Annotated in this window: 12 protein-coding genes and 2 pseudogenes; 12 read left to right on the forward strand and 2 right to left on the reverse strand. The window is 58.9% G+C overall.

The window, feature by feature from the left end:
* Positions 1–6 precede the first annotated feature (6 nt).
* The 8 genes from trbE to ABIA42_RS00175 all read left to right on the forward strand — a co-directional run bounded on the left by trbE (position 7) and on the right by ABIA42_RS00175 (position 8,018).
* Complete coding sequence (gene trbE, locus ABIA42_RS00140) at positions 7–2,448, forward strand: conjugal transfer protein TrbE (RefSeq protein WP_145832029.1); 2,442 nt, start codon at positions 7–9, stop codon at positions 2,446–2,448.
* Positions 2,445–3,176, forward strand: coding sequence for a P-type conjugative transfer protein TrbJ (gene trbJ, locus ABIA42_RS00145; protein ID WP_041957460.1), 732 nt, complete (start codon positions 2,445–2,447; stop codon positions 3,174–3,176). The genes trbE and trbJ overlap by 4 nt, the downstream gene beginning before the upstream one ends.
* The gene (gene trbK-alt, locus ABIA42_RS00150; protein ID WP_041957458.1) at positions 3,176–3,547 is read left to right on the forward strand and encodes a putative entry exclusion protein TrbK-alt; all 372 of its coding nucleotides are present in this window, start codon (positions 3,176–3,178) and stop codon (positions 3,545–3,547) included. Before trbJ ends, trbK-alt begins: the two co-directional genes overlap by 1 nt.
* On the forward strand, positions 3,544–4,770 hold the full coding sequence (gene trbL, locus ABIA42_RS00155; RefSeq protein ID WP_041957456.1) for a P-type conjugative transfer protein TrbL: 1,227 nt from the start codon (positions 3,544–3,546) through the stop codon (positions 4,768–4,770). Before trbK-alt ends, trbL begins: the two co-directional genes overlap by 4 nt.
* A gap of 92 nt (positions 4,771–4,862) precedes the next feature.
* Positions 4,863–5,546 carry a conjugal transfer protein TrbF gene (gene trbF, locus ABIA42_RS00160; protein ID WP_011084433.1) on the forward strand — a complete coding sequence of 228 codons (684 nt, stop codon included), beginning with the start codon at positions 4,863–4,865 and terminating at the stop codon, positions 5,544–5,546.
* A complete protein-coding gene (gene trbG / locus ABIA42_RS00165; protein ID WP_014498060.1) occupies positions 5,543–6,577 on the forward strand; it encodes a P-type conjugative transfer protein TrbG in 1,035 nt (344 codons plus the stop codon). Before trbF ends, trbG begins: the two co-directional genes overlap by 4 nt.
* Positions 6,574–7,776 (forward strand): TrbI/VirB10 family protein, encoded by a 1,203-nt coding sequence (locus ABIA42_RS00170; protein WP_011084435.1) that lies wholly within the window; start codon positions 6,574–6,576, stop codon positions 7,774–7,776. Before trbG ends, ABIA42_RS00170 begins: the two co-directional genes overlap by 4 nt.
* A gap of 5 nt (positions 7,777–7,781) precedes the next feature.
* Positions 7,782–8,018, forward strand: a complete 237-nt coding sequence (locus ABIA42_RS00175; RefSeq protein WP_011084436.1) for a DUF2274 domain-containing protein — start codon at positions 7,782–7,784, stop codon at positions 8,016–8,018.
* 112 nt (positions 8,019–8,130) lie between these two features.
* Here the strand turns inward: ABIA42_RS00175 and ABIA42_RS00180 are convergent, their stop codons facing one another.
* The gene (locus tag ABIA42_RS00180) at positions 8,131–8,325 is read right to left on the reverse strand and encodes a hypothetical protein (RefSeq protein WP_162131539.1); all 195 of its coding nucleotides are present in this window, start codon (positions 8,323–8,325) and stop codon (positions 8,131–8,133) included.
* 863 nt (positions 8,326–9,188) lie between these two features.
* Positions 9,189–10,318, reverse strand: a protein-coding gene (locus ABIA42_RS00185; protein ID WP_109866565.1) for an IS3-like element ISRj2 family transposase whose coding sequence is annotated in 2 segments (ribosomal slippage) — positions 9,189–10,066 and positions 10,066–10,318 — 1,131 coding nt in all. Because the reading frame shifts where the segments join, the coding sequence is not laid out codon by codon here.
* 1,927 nt (positions 10,319–12,245) lie between these two features.
* On the opposite strand from ABIA42_RS00185, the pseudogene panB reads away from it, so the two are divergent.
* From panB to ABIA42_RS00205, 4 genes and pseudogenes are all read left to right on the forward strand, one after another.
* A pseudogene (panB, locus tag ABIA42_RS00190) lies at positions 12,246–13,132 on the forward strand (3-methyl-2-oxobutanoate hydroxymethyltransferase).
* A 60-nt stretch (positions 13,133–13,192) separates the two neighbouring features.
* Positions 13,193–13,569, forward strand: a pseudogene (locus ABIA42_RS00195) (pantoate--beta-alanine ligase).
* A gap of 11 nt (positions 13,570–13,580) precedes the next feature.
* A complete protein-coding gene (locus ABIA42_RS00200) occupies positions 13,581–13,682 on the forward strand; it encodes a pantoate--beta-alanine ligase (RefSeq protein ID WP_231166596.1) in 102 nt (33 codons plus the stop codon).
* A 779-nt stretch (positions 13,683–14,461) separates the two neighbouring features.
* Complete coding sequence (locus ABIA42_RS00205) at positions 14,462–17,578, forward strand: efflux RND transporter permease subunit (protein ID WP_028153850.1); 3,117 nt, start codon at positions 14,462–14,464, stop codon at positions 17,576–17,578.
* Positions 17,579–17,768: the final 190 nt, after the last annotated feature.

Genomic DNA, 17,768 nt, shown 5'->3' on the forward strand with positions numbered 1-17,768 from the left:
ATGTCCATGATGAACCTTGCCGAATATCGCCATTCTAATGCTCGTCTCGCCGACTTTCTGCCTTGGGCCGCCTTGGTCGACGAGGGAATCATCCTGAACAAGGACGGCTCGTTCCAACGAACCGCGAAATTCCGCGGCCCCGATCTCGATAGCGCAGTGCCGGCTGAACTTGTCGCCGTCGCCGGCCGTTTGAACAACGCCGTGCGTCGCCTGGGATCGGGTTGGGCCGTGTTCGTTGAGGCGCAACGTCACTTTGCGGGGGCGTACCCGCCTAACTCCTTTCCGGACGTCGCGTCCGCGCTGGTCGACGCGGAACGCAGGGCTCAGTTCGAAGAGGCAGGTGCCCATTACGAGTCCAGCTACTTCCTGACCTTCCTCTATCTGCCTCCGGAGGAGGGAGCGGCTATGGCGGAGAGATTGCTCTATGAAGGTCGCGACCGCACCGTTGGAGCAGATGCCCGGGAGGTGCTGCGCGGATTTATCGACCAAACCAACCGCGTGCTCGGCCTGCTTGAAGGGTTCATGCCGGAATGCACCTGGCTCGATGATCAGGACACGCTGACTTATCTGCACTCGACGATCTCGACCAAGCGTCATCGAGTTCGAGCACCTGAGATTCCCATGTACATCGATGCTCTGCTGGCCGACCAGCCGCTGACCGGCGGACTCGAGCCGATGTTGGGCTCAGCCAATCTTCGGGTCCTGACAATCGTCGGCTTTCCTGGCGCGACGACCCCGGGAATCCTGGACGACCTGAATCGCCTGGCGTTTTCGTATCGCTGGTCGACCCGCGCGATCATGCTCGACAAGACCGATGCCACCAAGCTGCTGACAAAGATTCGGCGGCAGTGGTTCGCCAAGCGAAAGTCGATTGGCGCCATCCTCAAGGAGGTCATGACGAACGAGGTGTCGGCGCTGCTCGATACCGACGCCCACAACAAGGCGCTTGATGCCGATGCGGCGTTGCAGGAACTGGGGTCCGACCAGATCGGACAAGCCTTTGTCACGGCGACCATCACTGTCTGGGACCGCGATCCTAATGCCGCCGATGAAAAGCTCCGCCTGGTCGAGAAGGTCATTCAGGGGCGCGATTTCACCTGCATGATCGAGACGGTGAACGCCGTCGAAGCCTGGCTCAGCAGTCTGCCGGGGCATGTCTATGCGAATGTGAGGCAGCCACCGGTATCGACACTCAACCTCGCCCATATGATTCCGATGTCGGCCGTCTGGGCGGGCGAAGGCAGGGACCTGCATTTCAGGGGCCCGCCGCTCCTGTTTGGTAAGACCGAGGGATCAACGCCGTTCCGGTTTTCGCTCCACGTCGGAGATGTCGGCCATACCCTTGTGGTGGGACCGACCGGTGCCGGAAAGTCGGTGTTGCTCGCTCTGATGGCGCTGCAATTCCGGCGCTATCCGAACTCGCAGGTCTTTGCGTTTGATTTCGGCGGTTCGATCCGGGCGGCCGCGCTCGCCATGGGCGGCGACTGGCATGATCTCGGCGGTGCGCTGTCTGAAGGGGACGAAAACCCCGTCGCGCTGCAACCTTTGGCCTGGATCGACGATTCCGCCGAGCGCGGATGGGCCACGGAATGGATCTGCGCGATCCTGGCGCGGGAAAAGGTCGAGATCACGCCGGAGGTCAAGGATCATCTGTGGTCGGCGCTCACCTCTCTCGCTTCGGCGCCGAGGGAGGAGCGCACCCTCACGGGCCTCTCGGTCTTGCTGCAATCCAATTCCCTGAAAAGGGCCCTGCAGCCCTATTGCCTGGGCGGTCCCTCCGGGCGCCGGCTTGACGCCGAATTCGAGCGCCTTGGCGAAGCTTCGGTTCAGGCGTTTGAGACTGAAGGGTTGATCGGAACGAGCGCTGCCCCAGCGGTTCTGGCTTACCTCTTTCATCGGATCGGAGACCGTCTCGACGGCCGGCCGACACTTCTCATTGTCGACGAAGGCTGGCTTGCCCTCGACGATGAAGATTTTGCCGGTCAACTCCGGGAATGGCTGAAGACGCTCCGGAAGAAGAATGCGTCCGTCATCTTCGCCACCCAGTCACTGTCGGACATCGATGGCTCCGCGATCGCGCCAGCGATCATCGAAAGCTGCCCAACGCGCCTGCTGCTGCCGAACGAACGGGCGATCGAACCCCAGATCACCACGATCTACCGCCGCTTCGGACTCAATGATCGCCAAATCGAACTTCTGAGCCGAGCAACGCCAAAGCGCGACTACTACTGCCAGTCGCGTCGGGGCAATCGGATGTTCGAACTTGGGCTCGGTGAAGTCGCGCTCGCCTTTACCGCAGCCTCTTCCAAGGCAGACCAAGCCGCGATCACGCAACTCCTCGCCGAACATGGACCTGACGGCTTCGTGCCGGCCTGGCTCCGGCACCGCGGTGTCGCCTGGGCCCTAGACGTCATCCCCAATCTCGTCAATCTGGAGAAATCCCTATGAGGCATCTTGGCCTATTGGCGGCCGCTGCCACGGTCGCGCTGATGCTCAGCGTCACGGTGTCCGCGCGAGCGCAGTGGATCGTCTTTGATCCCAACAACTACGTGCAGAACGTCCTAACAGCTGCGCGGGAGCTCCAGCAGATCAATAATCAGATCACCTCGTTGCAGAACGAGGCGCAGATGCTGATCAATCAGGCGAAAAACCTAGCAAACCTGCCGTACTCGTCGCTGCAGCAACTGCAATCCTCGATCCAGCGGACTCAGCAATTACTGGCCCAGGCCCAGCGCATCGCCTATGACGTCCAGCAGATCGATCGCGCGTTTTCGACGAGCTATGCGCCAGCTACAGTCAGCCAGTCGAACCAGTTGCTGATCTTCAACGCCCAAACACGTTGGCAGAATTCCTATGCGGCAACGCAAGACGCGCTGCGAGTTCAGGCGGGCATCGTTGGCAATCTCGACACCAATCGCATCCAGACGTCCGCGCTCGTAGCGTCTAGCCAAGGCGCAAGCGGCGCTCTGCAGGCAACCCAAGCTGGCAATCAGATTCTGGCATTGAACGCGCAGCAACTCGCCGACCTCACCGCTGTCGTGACGGCGCAGGGCAGGGCGCAGAGCCTCGAAGCGGCTCAGCGCGGCTCGGCTCAGGATCAAGGACGAGAGCAACTCAGGCGATTCCTGACGCCAGGAGAGGGCTATCAATCCTTCAACGTGCAGATGTTCCACTGATGACCGACCTAAAGGCATTCAAGGCGCTGTCGCTGCTTACGACAATCGGCCTAGTGGCCGTCGCTGCCTGCACGATTCAGCTTCGTGGTGGTGTCGAGTCGCCCGCGCCGCCGAAAGCGGAGCAGATGACAGACGCAACCAGCTCAGACCTCGCGCGCTGCCGCAGCGTCGCTGCGGAGCAAGCAGAGGGTTTTGAGCGTTGCAAGCAAGTTTGGGCCGAAAACCGCCGTCGCTTCTTTGGCAAGAAAGACCGTGCCGCAACTCCTGTTCACGACGCTTCCGCCCCCGGCGTGGCGCTCGCTCCAAAGGATCAAAGCCGGATCCCGCAGGGATATCCGAACCTGGTGACACCTGAGGCAAGCAAGCCATGACTGGTACGGGGATCATTGACCAGTTCCTGGAAACGTTCACGCGTTACATCGACAACGGCTTTGGGCTGCTGGGGAGCGATGTCGGATATCTCGCAACGACCCTTGCTGCGATCGACATTACGCTCGCAGCGTTGTTCTGGAGTTGGGGAACTGATGAGGACATCACCGCGCGTCTCGTCAAGAAGACGCTCTTCGTAGGGGTCTTCGCCTACCTCATCGGTAACTGGAACAGTCTGGCGCGCATCGTCTTCGAGAGCTTTGCCGGTCTTGGCCTGAAAGCATCAGGCGCAAGCCTCTCCGCATCGGATTTCCTGAGACCTGGAAAGATCGCTCAAGTCGGACTTGATGCCGGCCGACCGCTCCTCGATTCGATCTCCAACCTGATGGGCTACATCAGCTTTTTCGAAAATTTCGTCCAGATCGTGGTTCTTCTGTTCGCGTGGGTCGTGGTGCTGCTCGCCTTCTTCATTTTGGCGATCCAGCTCTTCGTCACCCTGATCGAGTTCAAGCTCACGACACTGGCCGGGTTCGTGCTCATTCCCTTTGGCTTGTTTGGCAAGACCACCTTCGCGGCGGAGCGCGTTCTGGGCAACGTCATATCTTCCGGCATTAAGATCCTGGTCCTGGCCGTCATCGTCGGCATCGGCTCCACCCTGTTCTCGCAGTTCACCGCAGGTTTCGGCGGTGCACAGCCAACCATCGAAAACGCGATGACGCTGGTGCTCGCGGCGCTTTCCTTGCTGGGCCTCGGTATCTTCGGTCCGGGTATCGCAAACGGCCTGGTGTCGGGCGGCCCCCAACTCGGCGCCGGCGCCACGATTGGAACAGGCCTTGCTGCTGGCGGCATTGTTGCGGCTGGCGCGGGACTTGCCGCTGGCGGTGCCGGTCTCGCTGGTGGTGCGATTGCTGGCGGCGCGCGCGGTGGCGGCGCTGTCATCAGCGGAGCAACAGCCGCCTATCGAAGCGGCGGCCTTGCCGGCGTCGCGGAGGCTGGCGCTTCGGCTGCGACGAGTCCTTTGCGTCGAGCAGCGGCCGCCTTCGGAGGTAGTCAAGCGGGCGAGCAGGGCGCGAGCGCACCGGCCGAAGGGCAGCCCGATTGGGCTCGCCGCATGAAGCGTGCTCAGACCATCCGGCATGGTGCCTCGGCCGCTGGCCACGCCGTCCGCTCGGGCGATCATGGTGGTAGCGGTTCCTCCGTCGATTTGTCCGAGGGAGAACGTTGAGACGCACCCCGCATCTCTGCCGCACACCAGCGCCTCAAACCCTTCCATCGCACGACTTGAAACCGATCACTCGATATCAGGGGCAACCATCGATGTTCAAACGGCCATCAGTTCACTACGGGCGCATGCCCGAGCCGATTACGCCTTATCAAAAGGCCGCGCAGGTTTGGGACGAACGCATTGGATCAGCGCGCGTGCAAGCCAAGAGCTGGCGCCTGATGGCTTTTGGCTGCCTGATGCTGTCAGCCGGTCTCGCAGGTGGCCTTGTCTGGCAATCGAGTCAGGGCTCGATCACGCCGTGGGTGGTCGAAGTCGATCATCTCGGTCAGGCTCAGCGGATTGCGCCGGCTAACATTGAATATCAGCCCACTGATGCGCAGATCGCTTATCATCTGGCACGCTTTATCGAGGATGTCAGAGGCCTACCGGCCGACGGGATCGTTCTGCGCCAAAACTGGCTGCGGGCCTATGATTTTACGACTGATCGCGGCGCCGCTGCGCTCAACGACTACGCGCGCAGCAACGACCCCTTTGCCAAGCTGGGTAAGGCGCAAATCTCTGTCGAGGTCTCGAGCGTCATTCGTGCGTCGTCGGAAAGCTTTCGGGTCGCATGGACCCAGCGCATCTACGACAATGGCGCCTTGAACTCGACCGAGCGCTGGACTGCAATTCTTACAATCGTGATCGAGACGCCGCGCGAAGCCGAGCGCCTACGCAAGAATCCTCTTGGCGTCTATGTCCGCGCCATCAACTGGTCAAAGGAGTTGGGTCAGTGACCAAGACGCCGTCTGACGTTCATTCGAAATGTTCCATTCAGCAAAACGGACTCAATTCGACTTGGCGCGGGTTCGTGAGCGCGAAGCGTGCACTTCTGTCCGCTCTTATGCTTTGCTCGTCCGTGCTCGGTGGGTGCGCGACATACATTCCGCCGGAGATCAGCTATGACACTGAAGTTCCTCCGCTGCCGGCGACGCCCGTGGCTCTCGACGACAGATTGCGACCGCTTCACGTTCCGCCGCTCTGGAAGCCGGCTCTCGGAGGCAAGTCGGCCGGGAAGGAAGAGGTCGAACCGGTGAGCCGGGTTGAGACGGCAAACAATGCGGCCAGGGTCGAACCGCGCAAGCGGGGGTATTTCAATGCGGCGCAAATCTACGCCTACAGTCCCGGGGCTCTCTATCAGATTTACGCCGCGCCGGGGCAGATCACAGATATCGCGCTCGAGGAGGGAGAACAGTTGACGGGATCAGGGCCGATCGCGGCCGGAGATACTGTACGCTGGGTCGTGGGCGATACCGAGAGCGGCAGCGGCGATACACGGCGCGTCCATGTCTTGGTCAAGCCGACCCGAGCTTCGATCGAAACCAACCTAGTGGTCAACACTGACCGGCGCACCTACCTGATCGAACTCCGATCCCGCGAACGGCCATACATGCCGTCTGTTGCCTGGTACTATCCTGAAACCGCACGGGAACGATGGCGTTCGGTCGCTCTGAAACCCGCTCTTCCGAACCCGGCGCAGCGCATCTCCCGCTATGCCATCGAAGGGGACAGTCCTCCCTGGCGACCGCTCGCCGCATATGACGATGGCCGCAAGGTCTATGTCGAATTCCCGCAAGGCATCGTGCAGGGCGAGATGCCTCCGCTCTTTGTCATCGGTCCAGACGGCAAGACCGAACTCGTCAACTATCGCGCTGACGGCAATGTATTGATCGTCGATCGGCTGTTTGCTGCCGCCGAACTGCGGCTTGGTGGTGAGCACCAGAAGAAGGTCAGGATTGTCAGAACCGGCGGGAGGCCGTCGTCATGAACTCTCGGAATGTAAACGAGCAAGCTATTCCGCCGGAGACACAAGTGGAGCCATCCGAGAGCTTCCGCTTGAGAGCAGAGCACACGCGCGTGACGCGGTTGTCGCGGAAGGTCTTGGCCGGCGGGAGCGCGGTTGCCCTGCTTGTCATCGGCGGAGCGGTGCTGTGGTCGCTGCAGAACAATCGCTCCCGCAATCAAGCGGCCGATGAGCTTTACAGTACCGACCACCACAATGTTGCCGACGGTATTACGACGCTGCCGAAGGACTATGCTGGCGTTCCGCGCCAGCCAATCCCGCAGCTTGGTCCGCCGCTTCCCGGCGACCTCGGTCGACCAATACTTGCTGCTCAAGGCCAGTCGCCGACGATCGGCACTGATCCAGACCAGCAGCGCCGGGATCAAGAGACTGAGGCAGCCCGCATCAGCCATTTGTTCGCTGCGACCAATGAAGGAGCGCGTCCGCCCACCGCTGCGGCGGTTGGAGGCGACCGCCTCGCATCACCAAGCGCAACGAGCACTGGCGAGGATAGATCTGCGCAAAACGGCCAGGACCGCAAGCTTGCCTTCGTGAATGCCTCCGTGGACCGTCGCATGGTAAGCCCTGACCGTGTCATCAGGCCCGCTTCACCATACATCGTGCAGGCCGGGACGGTGATTCCAGGGGCGCTGATCACCGGGATCCGATCGGACCTGCCAGGCCAAATTACCGCGCAGGTAACCGAGAATGTTTTTGACACGCCGACCGGTCGCTTTCTGCTCGTGCCTCAGGGAGCGCGTCTAATCGGCATCTACGACAGCCAGGTCACTTTCGGCCAGTCTCGCGTTCTGCTCGTCTGGACCCGGCTAATCATGCCGAATGGACGTTCTATAGTTCTCGAGCGGCAGCCTGGCGCTGACACCGCTGGCTATGCTGGCCTAGAAGACCAGGTGGACAATCACTGGGGCGAACTCTTCAAGGCTGCGGCACTATCGACGTTTCTCGCCGTCGGAACGGAACTGGGTGCCGGCTCGGACACTAACAGCAACGACAGCGCAATTATCCAGGCGTTGCGTCACGGCGCCTCGGACTCTCTAAACCAAACTGGACAGCAGGTAGTTCGGCGCGGTCTCAATATCCAGCCCACGCTGACGGTACGTCCTGGCTTCCCGATCCGCGTGATCGTGAATCGCGATCTGATCCTTCAGCCTTACGCGAGGTAGATGTTGTGTCGAAGTTGAAAATTGCTGCCGTTCCAGATGACAAACCGGTAAAGATCACTGCGGAGCTACCCGCAAGCGTACATCGCGATCTGCTTGCTTATGCGGATTTACTATCCGCCCAAAGTGGACAGATGGTTGACCCAGCGAAGCTTATCTCGCCCATGCTCTTCAAGTTCATGGCAACCGACCGCGGCTTCCTGAAGTCGCGGCGGCAGACTCGGCGGCTCGTAGAGAACGGATAGAGCTTCGCTAGATGACGTCATGGTCCCGGTCGCATCATCGTATGGCCAGTGTTGAAAAATGAGCTTCAGGCGACTGGCGGTAGTCGGGCCCTCTTCGTCGCGGCTCTATCATTCATGGCACAAAAACGGTCATATTCGTTGGATCAGATGAAAGACGAAACGCGTAGCTTAATCGCCAACGCCGCTGTAACAGCTCGGATCTTAGACTGGCCACCCGCAACAAGGTCTGGTACGGCGCATCGGCGCCGACGAAGTCGATAAGCGATTGGAGCGTCTCGCCGACATCCTCGTCGACTGCGTTGCCCACGGCGCCTCAGTCAGCTTTTTTGCCAGCGCTATCTCGACGACGTGCGTTGGCGTATTTGCGTAGCTTCGCAGCTCTTGGGCCGTCAGCGGGCAGCCGGCCGGGGCGACTTGCCGCTGAGCTAGGGCAACGGCTGTTCCTTCAGGTCGCCGTCGATCATGCGTTCGATGGTGGCTTCGTCGCAGCGCCGGTAATGTGGGTAGGCGCGCAGCATGTCGCTTCAGCGCGCCAGCGAACCGGCCGCGTACAAACCCGTGGCTTTCGATGCGGGTCACGGTGGTCTTGCCGCCCCGATAAGGCCCTTGAGGCCGATAACGATCATGGATAGAGGCTCCGATTGGGAGCCATACGGTCTCAATTGGTATAGATGCTTTCGAGCGTGTTTCGGTCGCACTTGGCGCCGCCCGATGACGAACGGACGAAGACATCAATTTCAGGCTCAAAAATAGCCGACCGGATTTTTTTCCTGAGCAGGCCCACCCCTGGGTTCCACGCCGATCCGAGAACAGAAAGTGCCTTTTGAAATTTTATATCTAGCAAAGTCGAGTGGTCGCGGGTCACCCGCGTAGGGGGGCCCGGAAGGACCCGCCGCTGCAAGAAGTTCGAGACCCGCGAAGGGGTAGAGATGCACTTCGTCGGACCGAGGGGGGACGCCATCTTTCCCAATGAAGACGCCATCGTGCACCTCAACTGCGGATCATGCTCGAACAGAACGAGGAAAGAGCTGGCCCCGGTTGTTTGGACAGCGCCCCGCTGGATTTAAGTGGATTCCTGCCGGGTTATGCTGAACGCGGGGCTTTACGATTTTGTCGTTGCGTCGGGAGGGCGTAGCCCGACCAGAGCGACGACAAAATCGTCGGCGACGGTCATGCGGCCATCACCATAGCTTGCGTGCCGAAGTAAGCCTCGTCGGGCGTGCGCCCGTCAAGGCTCGAGTGAGGGCGTCCCTGATTGTAGAAGGCCAGATACTTGGCAATTGACGCTCGCGCCTCGGACACGCTGTCGTAGGCGCGGAGATAAACTTCTTCGTATTTGACCGTGCGCCAGAGCCGCTCGACAAACACGTTGTCGCGCCAGGCGCCCTTGCCATCCATGCTGATGGCGATCTTCGCGTCCAGCAGCACATCGGTGAACTCGAGGCTGGTGAACTGGCTGCCCTGGTCCGTGTTGAAAATCGCGGGCCTGCCGTGCTTCGCCAACGCCTCCTGGACCGCTTCGACGCAGAAGGCCGCCTCCATTGTGATCGAGACGCGATGGGCCAGGACCCGTCGGCTGAACACATCGACGACCGCCGCGAGATAGACGAAGCCACGCCGCATCGGAATGTAGGTGATGTCCATTGCCCACGCATGGTCGGGCCGCTCGATCTTCAATCCGCGCAACAGGTACGGGTAGATCTTGTGACCCGGAGCCGGCTTGCTCGTGTTCGGGCGACGATAGACCGCCTCGATCCCCATGCGCTTCATCAGCGTCGCGATGTGGCGGCGACCGGCGTATACCCCCTCCCGCCGCAGCAACGATCGCAGCATACGCGCTCCCGCGAAGGGATAATCGAGATGCAGCTCATCGAGCCGACGCATCAAGGCAAGGTCCTCGGCCGAAACTGGCCGAGGTTCATAGTAGACCGTGCTGCGAGCCAGCTTCAGGACCTTCGCCTGGCGCACGATAGAAAGATCATGACCGCGGTCGATCATCGCTTTGCGCTCAGCAGGCCCGCCTTGGTGAGCGCGCCGGACAAAAAATCGTTTTCCAACGCCAGCTCGCCGATCTTGGCATGCAACGCCTTCAAATCGACCGGCGTCTCGGCCGATGTCTTGTCATGCCCAAACACGCCGGCGGCGCCTTCCAGGAGCTGGTTTTTCCAGATCGTGATCTGGTTCGGATGAACATCAAACAGTTGCGCCAGCTCCGCCAGTGTCTTGTCTCCTTTGACCGCAGCCAAAGCAACCTTCGCCTTGAATGCCGGAGAATGCGTCCGGCGGCTCTTCTTCGTCATCTTCGCTCCTGATTCGCAGCAAGAATCCTCGCCGCTGTCAGGCAGAAAATCCACTCAAGCTACTGTCCGAATTTGCGGGGCCAGCTCTGGGAGCCACCGATTTTGGTAGGTGCCCCTTGGTACTTCTCGAAGATACAACTTTGTAGCCCTTTAGAATTGGAGCCTCTTGGGAGCAAAGGTGGCCAGCCCCAGTCTTTGCGACCGGGTTGGCCACCAGCGCTCGCGACATCATGCCCACAGGGCAGCTACAGGCCAACGAATGCATATATTCGAGCGGCATATTACGTCCTTGCGGCCGCAAGCGCTTGCGGTGCTTGCAGCCAATCGGGTCCGCGCCCCCCATCGGTCTCTGGGACTATCAGATCGCAGGGCGGCCACATTTAACGTCGACGAAGTTCTGGCGATGCTGGCCATACTCGATTGCGTGGAACCCAACCTGCGGCCGAAAAGCGCGACAGATCGCTGCGCGCATACGCGCGCCTCTAGAGGGGCCGCATGGGGGGGCAACCAGTTCGGGTAGGATGTCTGTGAGACCATGAGGTGTGAGCTTTCAGTAGGTTGTCCATCCGGTCCTGAACGAGGAAGCAACCTGCCGAAGCTTTAGCCTACCCCTTAAGGATCGGATGAACGCCCCCAAGAATGCGCCATTGACGCCGAAAGGCCATGGCGCCAATCTTGATCGAGGCTGGCCTAACGAAGGCTGCAGTGCGCTGCAACTCGCCGTTTTCGGCGAGGACGGTCGCCAAGTTTAAGCGTTCGGCGAGGAAGGAGTGGATGGACCGTGATCGCTCCACAAGACCTCTTTTATCCAAGCCAAATCCTGCCTTCCCATGCGCAGAAGCCGGAACGTTGGGACGACAGCGCCACAGGTCAAACAGATCTCAATCGAGGCCGGTAGTGTCGCCGGCGACCTTCAGCCCTATCCGGCGCCGGCTGGGATTAAACCGATTGCGCAACCTGGGCCCGGCTGAGCCGGAGCGACGCTATGAACGTGAGCATTCCGGCGGACCCGATCCGGGTCGGTATCAAAAAGCTCGGCAAGGTGACCATATAGGCCAGCGGTTAATGGACCGGACAGGACAGAGCAGCCTGCGGGGGAGGACTGCCGAGACGGACGCCTCGGTCTCAAGCACATCGGTACAAAACTCTATAGGAGCTCTTTACCGATCAATCGGCTCAGAAATACAATCTGTTGCATGCCGCCTTATGCTCACCTCGGTGGATTTAACACTGGAAAAAATCGATGCATCAAAAGTGCGCTGTAGAAGTAAACCCGATCGGTCCGACGCGACAGCCGGCCCGCGAATCGGCCGAAGCCGAACACGCCCGCAAGACCTACAGCAAGCGAAGGAAGCCTTCTGGCGTTGATGACGCAACCAAAAGGAATTTTCACCATCTGCGGGTGATTTCCGAGAGGGTCTTTCCTTTCTTCTTGGCGGGTCGACAGATTTCTTCCGCTCTCACAGGGAAGTCGCGGGTGCGCAAAACACTTGGCGAGAAAAGTAGTCGCTGCGAAGGATGTGCTGGAGGCCAATCTTCATTGTCGCGGTTCCGCCACCCTCGATCCACATCCTTATTTCGAAGTGGCCATTCCACCGATGGGCTTGTGGAGATATGGAACAAGAACTCCTATGGGCGACTTCGACCTATGTCATTCTCGCGCACGTGCCTCGCGATGGTGTGTTCTCAACGGCGCTGGTGCGCGGATCCACCAAGCCCATACGCAACTCACTTTTTGCCCTTTGTCCTTCTTGGACAGCGACGAAGAGCGGATTGACGCTGAAGAATTGTAGCAACCAGACTGCTGATCGCGTGGGATACTCGATCAACTCGAGCGCTGGGGATCGCTATAACTTTGCAATAGGCGGCGAGTTGGTTGAAGTTCAAAGCTTTGTCAGTTCGCAGCTAAAAATCGAACTGAGTTCAAATGAGTCGCGTTTCGGAGCAACCGGTCGACCGCATCACAATTCCCCTCCTGCAGCGGTGGAAGCAGGACGGCCGGCGTCTAGTCATGACGACTGCCTACGACGCGGTTGCGGCGCCTATCCCGGATCCTTCCATCGATATCAGTCTCGTCGGTGACAGCGGGGGTAACGTCTGCCTTGGATTCGAAAACACGCCTCCAGTAAGTGTTGCGATGATGAACCATCACCTCGAAGCCGCCGTACGCAGCAAACCGCGTGCCTTGCTCGTCGCCGATATGTCCTTTCTTAGCTTCCACGTCAGCGTTGAGGAGACCATACGAAATGCTGGCGGATTTCTGCAGCGAGGAGCAGCTGCGGCGAGACTCGAGGGCGGTGGCAAAAGAATCGAGATGGTGCGTGCCATTGTCGATTGCGAGATTCCCGTGATGGGTCATCTCGGTCTTGTTCCGCAGAGCGTTAATGTCATGGGCGGCTTCAAAGTGCAGGGCCGCAAAGTGGATGAAGCGCTGCGTTTGCTCGATGATGCTCATCGTCTGCAGGAGGCCAGCTGTTTCGCTTTGGTATTGGAGGGCACTCCGGCTGAGCTTACTGCTCGAGTAAGCGATTCCTTGACAATACCGACGATCGGAATCGGCTCGGGCCCAGACTGTTCAGAGCAGGTGCTCTGTTTCATGACGTGCTGGGCCAAACCGAAGGTCATCGCCCCAAATTCGTTCCCGCCTATACGGAAGGCTTTCAGCAGTTCCATGATGCGCTTTCGCGCGGGGCAGCGGATGTCCGCCGTGGCGCGTTCCCCGGCCCGCAAGAGTCCTATCGGCTTCCCGAAGGCGTTGGGGAGGCAATTGCCAACTGGGCGCCATCCACCTCAAATTATCACGAGCGTCGCTGAACTTCGCCGCACTCTCGCAAAATCCCGCAGTGCCAATCAAAGGGCCGGATTGTGCCGACGGTGGGCTATCTCCACGATGGCCACCTGGCGCTGATCGCAGCGAGCCAAGCAAAATGCGATGTGACCGTCGTCAGCATCTTCGTTAACCCCACTCAGTTCGGAGCAAATGAAGATCTCAGCACCTATCTGCGCGACTTCTTGCGCGATGAAGAACTGTGCCGGGATCTGGTGTTGCGATCCTCTTCGCGCCCGATGCACAGGAAGTCTATCCGAGCAATTTCGAAACCTTTGTTGGACCTGGCGACCTCGCGAAACCTCTATGCGGCGCTTTCAGGCCCGGACATTTTCGCGGTGTGGCGACTGTCGTCTGCAAGTTGTTCAACATGGTGCAGCCCCACGTCGCTTTTTTGGCCAGAAGGATGTTCATTAATGCGTAGTCGTGCGTCGCATGGTGGTTGATCTCAATGTCCCGATCGAGATCGTCACCGTACCGACGGTTCGTGAAAAGGATGGGCCCGCCATGAGTAGTCGCAATCGCTATCTCAGCTAGGAAGCGCGCAGCAGGCCCTTGCAATCAACCAGGGGCTGCCCGCGGCGCTCGATGATTTTCGGTCTGGAGAGTGCAACGTACAAAAGCTGATTGCGGCTGCCAAGGCATTTGGAGGCGGTTGACACATTGCAGTATCTTGACTTATCGACGGTGACACGCCCAAAACCGCCGATAGTCCACTGCGACTCCCCGCGGCGCTATGTACGGCCGCCTACGTTGGCTCAACGCGTCGGATCGACAAAGTGGTATTGGCGTTGCCAACTCGGTAGCGCAAGGCGTGGACAAGCCAGAGCGCAGCTTATTGAGCTGACAGAAACGCTCAAAGCACTGTTCCGAGAGGCATATCGAACTGGCAGCAGAGGGCAAGCCCCGAGACGGCTTTGTTCGGCGAGTTAGCGAAGCGATAGCGGGCGCGCACTGAATATGCGGGGCTAAGAATTTGTGTTTAGCAACTCCGCAAGTCTTGCGACGGTGATCAGCGGCGAACTCGATAAACCTTGGTATAGTGCTTTGCAGCCGATGCTATATCACTCACTTACCTTTGTAGAGTTGAGTACCGGTCAGGTCGTTTGTAATTCCGATGTCGAAGTGCGAAGCCTGAACTAATGCCCGGCTAGAAGTCGTTGCGTTCTAATCAACTATTCTTGTCGGGCCTTTCGCCGATAAACGCAAAAAGGGCACGAGCTCTACAGCGGGGGCTCTAGCACAGTCGCCGCATTGCTGACCATTGCCTTAAAGTTGGTGGCAGATTTACATCCCAATCCCGAATACGAGTTGACATGACATTTACCGCGCTTTTCATCAAACGTCCGGTATTGTCAATCGTCGTGAGTTTCCTGATCTTGCTGATCGGCTTGCGCGCCGCGGTCCTACTGCCGATCCGGCAATATCCGAAGCTAACCAATACGGTCATCAATATCACGACTGCCTATCCTGGCGCCTCGGCCGACATGATCCAGGGGTTCATCACCACTCCCCTGGAGCAAGCAGTCGCGTCCGCCGAAGGCGTCGACTACATCAGTTCCTCGTCTATGCTTGGTGTCTCGACTATTCAAGTTTACATCAAGCTGAACTTCAATCCAAACGAAGCGCTCACGGAGGTGCTCTCCAAGGTCAACTCAGTCAAATACCTGATCCCGAAGGAATCAAACGATCCAGTCGTCACGAAGTCGAGCGGTCAGACGAATGCTGTCATGTATATCGCTTTCTCCAGCGATGAGCTAGCGGCCAGTGCGATCACCGACTACCTCACGCGCGTCGTGCAACCGGTTATCTCAACCGTCGACGGCGTTTCAGCGGCTGACATCCTAGGCGGCCAGAGTTTTGCGATGCGGCTATGGCTAGACCCTGCGAAAATGGCTGGGCATGGCATATCGCCGGCTGAAGTTTCGGCTGCAATCGCAGCTAACAACTTCCAGGCTGCGGCAGGCCAGACCAAGGGCTATTTCACTATCTCCGATGTCACAGCAAATACGGATTTGCGGAGTGTTGACGATTTCAAGCGTATGATTGTCAAGGCGAATGACGGTGGCTTTGTGCGCATGGAAGACATTGCGGTAGTCGAACTTGCCGCGCAGATGACGGACACTACCGTCACGATGAACGGCGACCACGCGGTCTTTGTCGGCGTGCAAGCGAGCCCGGAAGGCAATCCGCTAAACATAGTGCGAGGCGTTCGGGCGCTGTTTCCTGAAATGGAGCGTAACCTGCCGCCGCCGCTGAAGATGAAAGTGGCCTACGACTCATCCAAGTTTATTCAATCATCGATCGACGAAGTGAAGAAGACGCTCATTGAGGCCGTCGTGGTTGTGGTCGTCGTGATCTTTCTTTTCCTGGCCTCGCTGCGGTCCGTCATCATTCCTGTGGTTACTATTCCGTTGTCTCTCGTTGGTGTCTGCAGCATGATGCTGGCGCTGGGGTTCTCATTCAACCTCCTGACGCTCCTTGCGATGGTTCTCGCGATCGGCCTCGTGGTCGACGACGCAATCGTGGTGGTGGAGAATATTCATCGCCATTTAGAAGAAGGAGCGGCTCCGCTACAGGCTGCTACAAGGGGCGCGCGCGAGATCGTCGGTCCGGTTATCTCCATGACGATTACCTTGGCTGCGGTATATGCCCCGATCGGATTCCTTGGCGGCCTCACCGGTGGCCTGTTCCGCGAATTCGCGTTCACGCTGGCAGGAGCGGTGATCGTGTCCGGTGTGGTCGCTTTGACGCTGTCGCCCATGATGTGCTCTCTCTTCCTGAGGCGCGCCAAGGGGGGACGATTTGCAAGGCTTGTGAACCGCGGGTTCAGTGCCGTAACACGATGGTACGGCCGCAAGCTCGACCGTTCGCTCGACTATCGCCCAATTACCGGCCTATTTGCGCTGACCATGTTGGGACTTGTCGGCTTTCTCTATATGCATATTTCCAAGGAACTAGCGCCGGAGGAGGATCAAGGTATCATATTCGCGCTAACTAAGGCGCCGAAATACGCCAATATCGACTACCTCGACTATTATGGCACCAAGCTTGAAAGCGCGTTGAAAAAAGTTCCAGAGACTGACTTGAGCTTCGTGTTCAATGGCATTGGCGGCCAGCAGAGTGGCATGGCCGGCATGTTGCTCAAGCCTTGGGACGAACGCAAGCGATCATCGATTGTACTAAAGTCGCTTGTTCAGGCCGAGCTATCCAAAATCGAAGGCATCAACGCGTTTGCCTTTAGCTTGCCTCCGCTGCCGGGCGGTTCTGGTGGCCTACCAGTCCAGATGGTGATCAATTCGACTCTTGGCTTTCAATCCATCCACGAGCAGATGTCAAAGTTGAAGGATGCCGCGCAGAAGAGCGGCCTCTTCATGGTGAGCGACTCCGACCTCGAGTTCAACCAGCCGGTGGTACGAATCAAGGTTGATCGATCGAAGGCTAACGAGCTTGGCATCACCATGCAGATCGTCGGTAACGCGCTCGCCACCTTACTTGGGGGAAATTACGTCAACCGCTTCAATCTGCAGGGCCGCTCCTACGAGGTGATCCCGCAGGTGCCGCGAGAGGAACGGCTAGTGCCGCAATCAATCGGAAGCTATTATGTGAAGACTGCGACGGGATCGATGCTTCCGCTGTCTACCGTAGTCTCCACCGAGACTGCGACCGATCCGAATGCGCTCACCCACTACAACCAGCTCAACTGCGCGACCTTTCAGGCCGTGCCGATGCCCGGCGTCACGATCGAACAGGCCGTGGATTTCCTAGAAGCCGAGGCGAAGAAACTGCCCCCAGGCTTCAGTTACGACTTCCTGGCCGACGCCCGCCAGTACGTGCACGAGGGTAATCAATTGGCGATTACCTTTGCATTTGCCCTCATCATCATATTCTTAGTGCTTTCGGCGCAGTTCGAAAGTCTGCGCGATCCGCTCATCATCATGATCAGCGTGCCGATGGCAATGGTCGGCGCCTTGATTCCGCCGTTCCTCGGCTGGGCGACCATGAACATCTACACCCAGGTTGGACTGTTGACACTGGTCGGGTTGATTTCAAAGCACGGCATCCTAATGGTTGAGTTCGCCAATGAGCTGCAGTTCAAGGAGAGATTTGACCGTCGCTCGGCTATAGAGATGGCGGCGCGTGTCCGACTGCGCCCAATCTTAATGACCACGGCGGCAATGGTCACGGGCTTCATACCCTTGTTGACGGCAACCGGAGCTGGCGCCGCGAGCCGGTTCTCGATCGGACTCGTTCTCGCCGCTGGCATGTCTGCGGGCACGCTGATCACGCTATTCGTGCTCCCGGCGGTCTATGTCGCGATCGCGTCCGATCACCGTGGTAATGGGGGTGTCGTCCGCGCGAACCTCGCCGAGCGCGACTTCACCAGCGCTGCTGATGCCGAGGTAACAAAGCATGACCATCAAATCATCTAGGTTTGCTAGTGTGACGCGCGAAGGAGCTTAGGACCACTTCACGGTTCTTTACACATCGAGAACTTCGCGTGCTTGGTGCCAAACTGGGCGCATCTTTTCGGCGGTTAACAGTCGGAGATCCGCTGCTGCCGCCCCAGGTTAAAGCGGCGCCGGGTATTCACGGAGACCTGACGCCCAAGCTCGACCAAAG

Origin of the sequence: Bradyrhizobium sp. USDA 327, assembly GCF_041262065.1 — a bacterium.
Lineage (GTDB): Bacteria > Pseudomonadota > Alphaproteobacteria > Rhizobiales > Xanthobacteraceae > Bradyrhizobium > Bradyrhizobium liaoningense.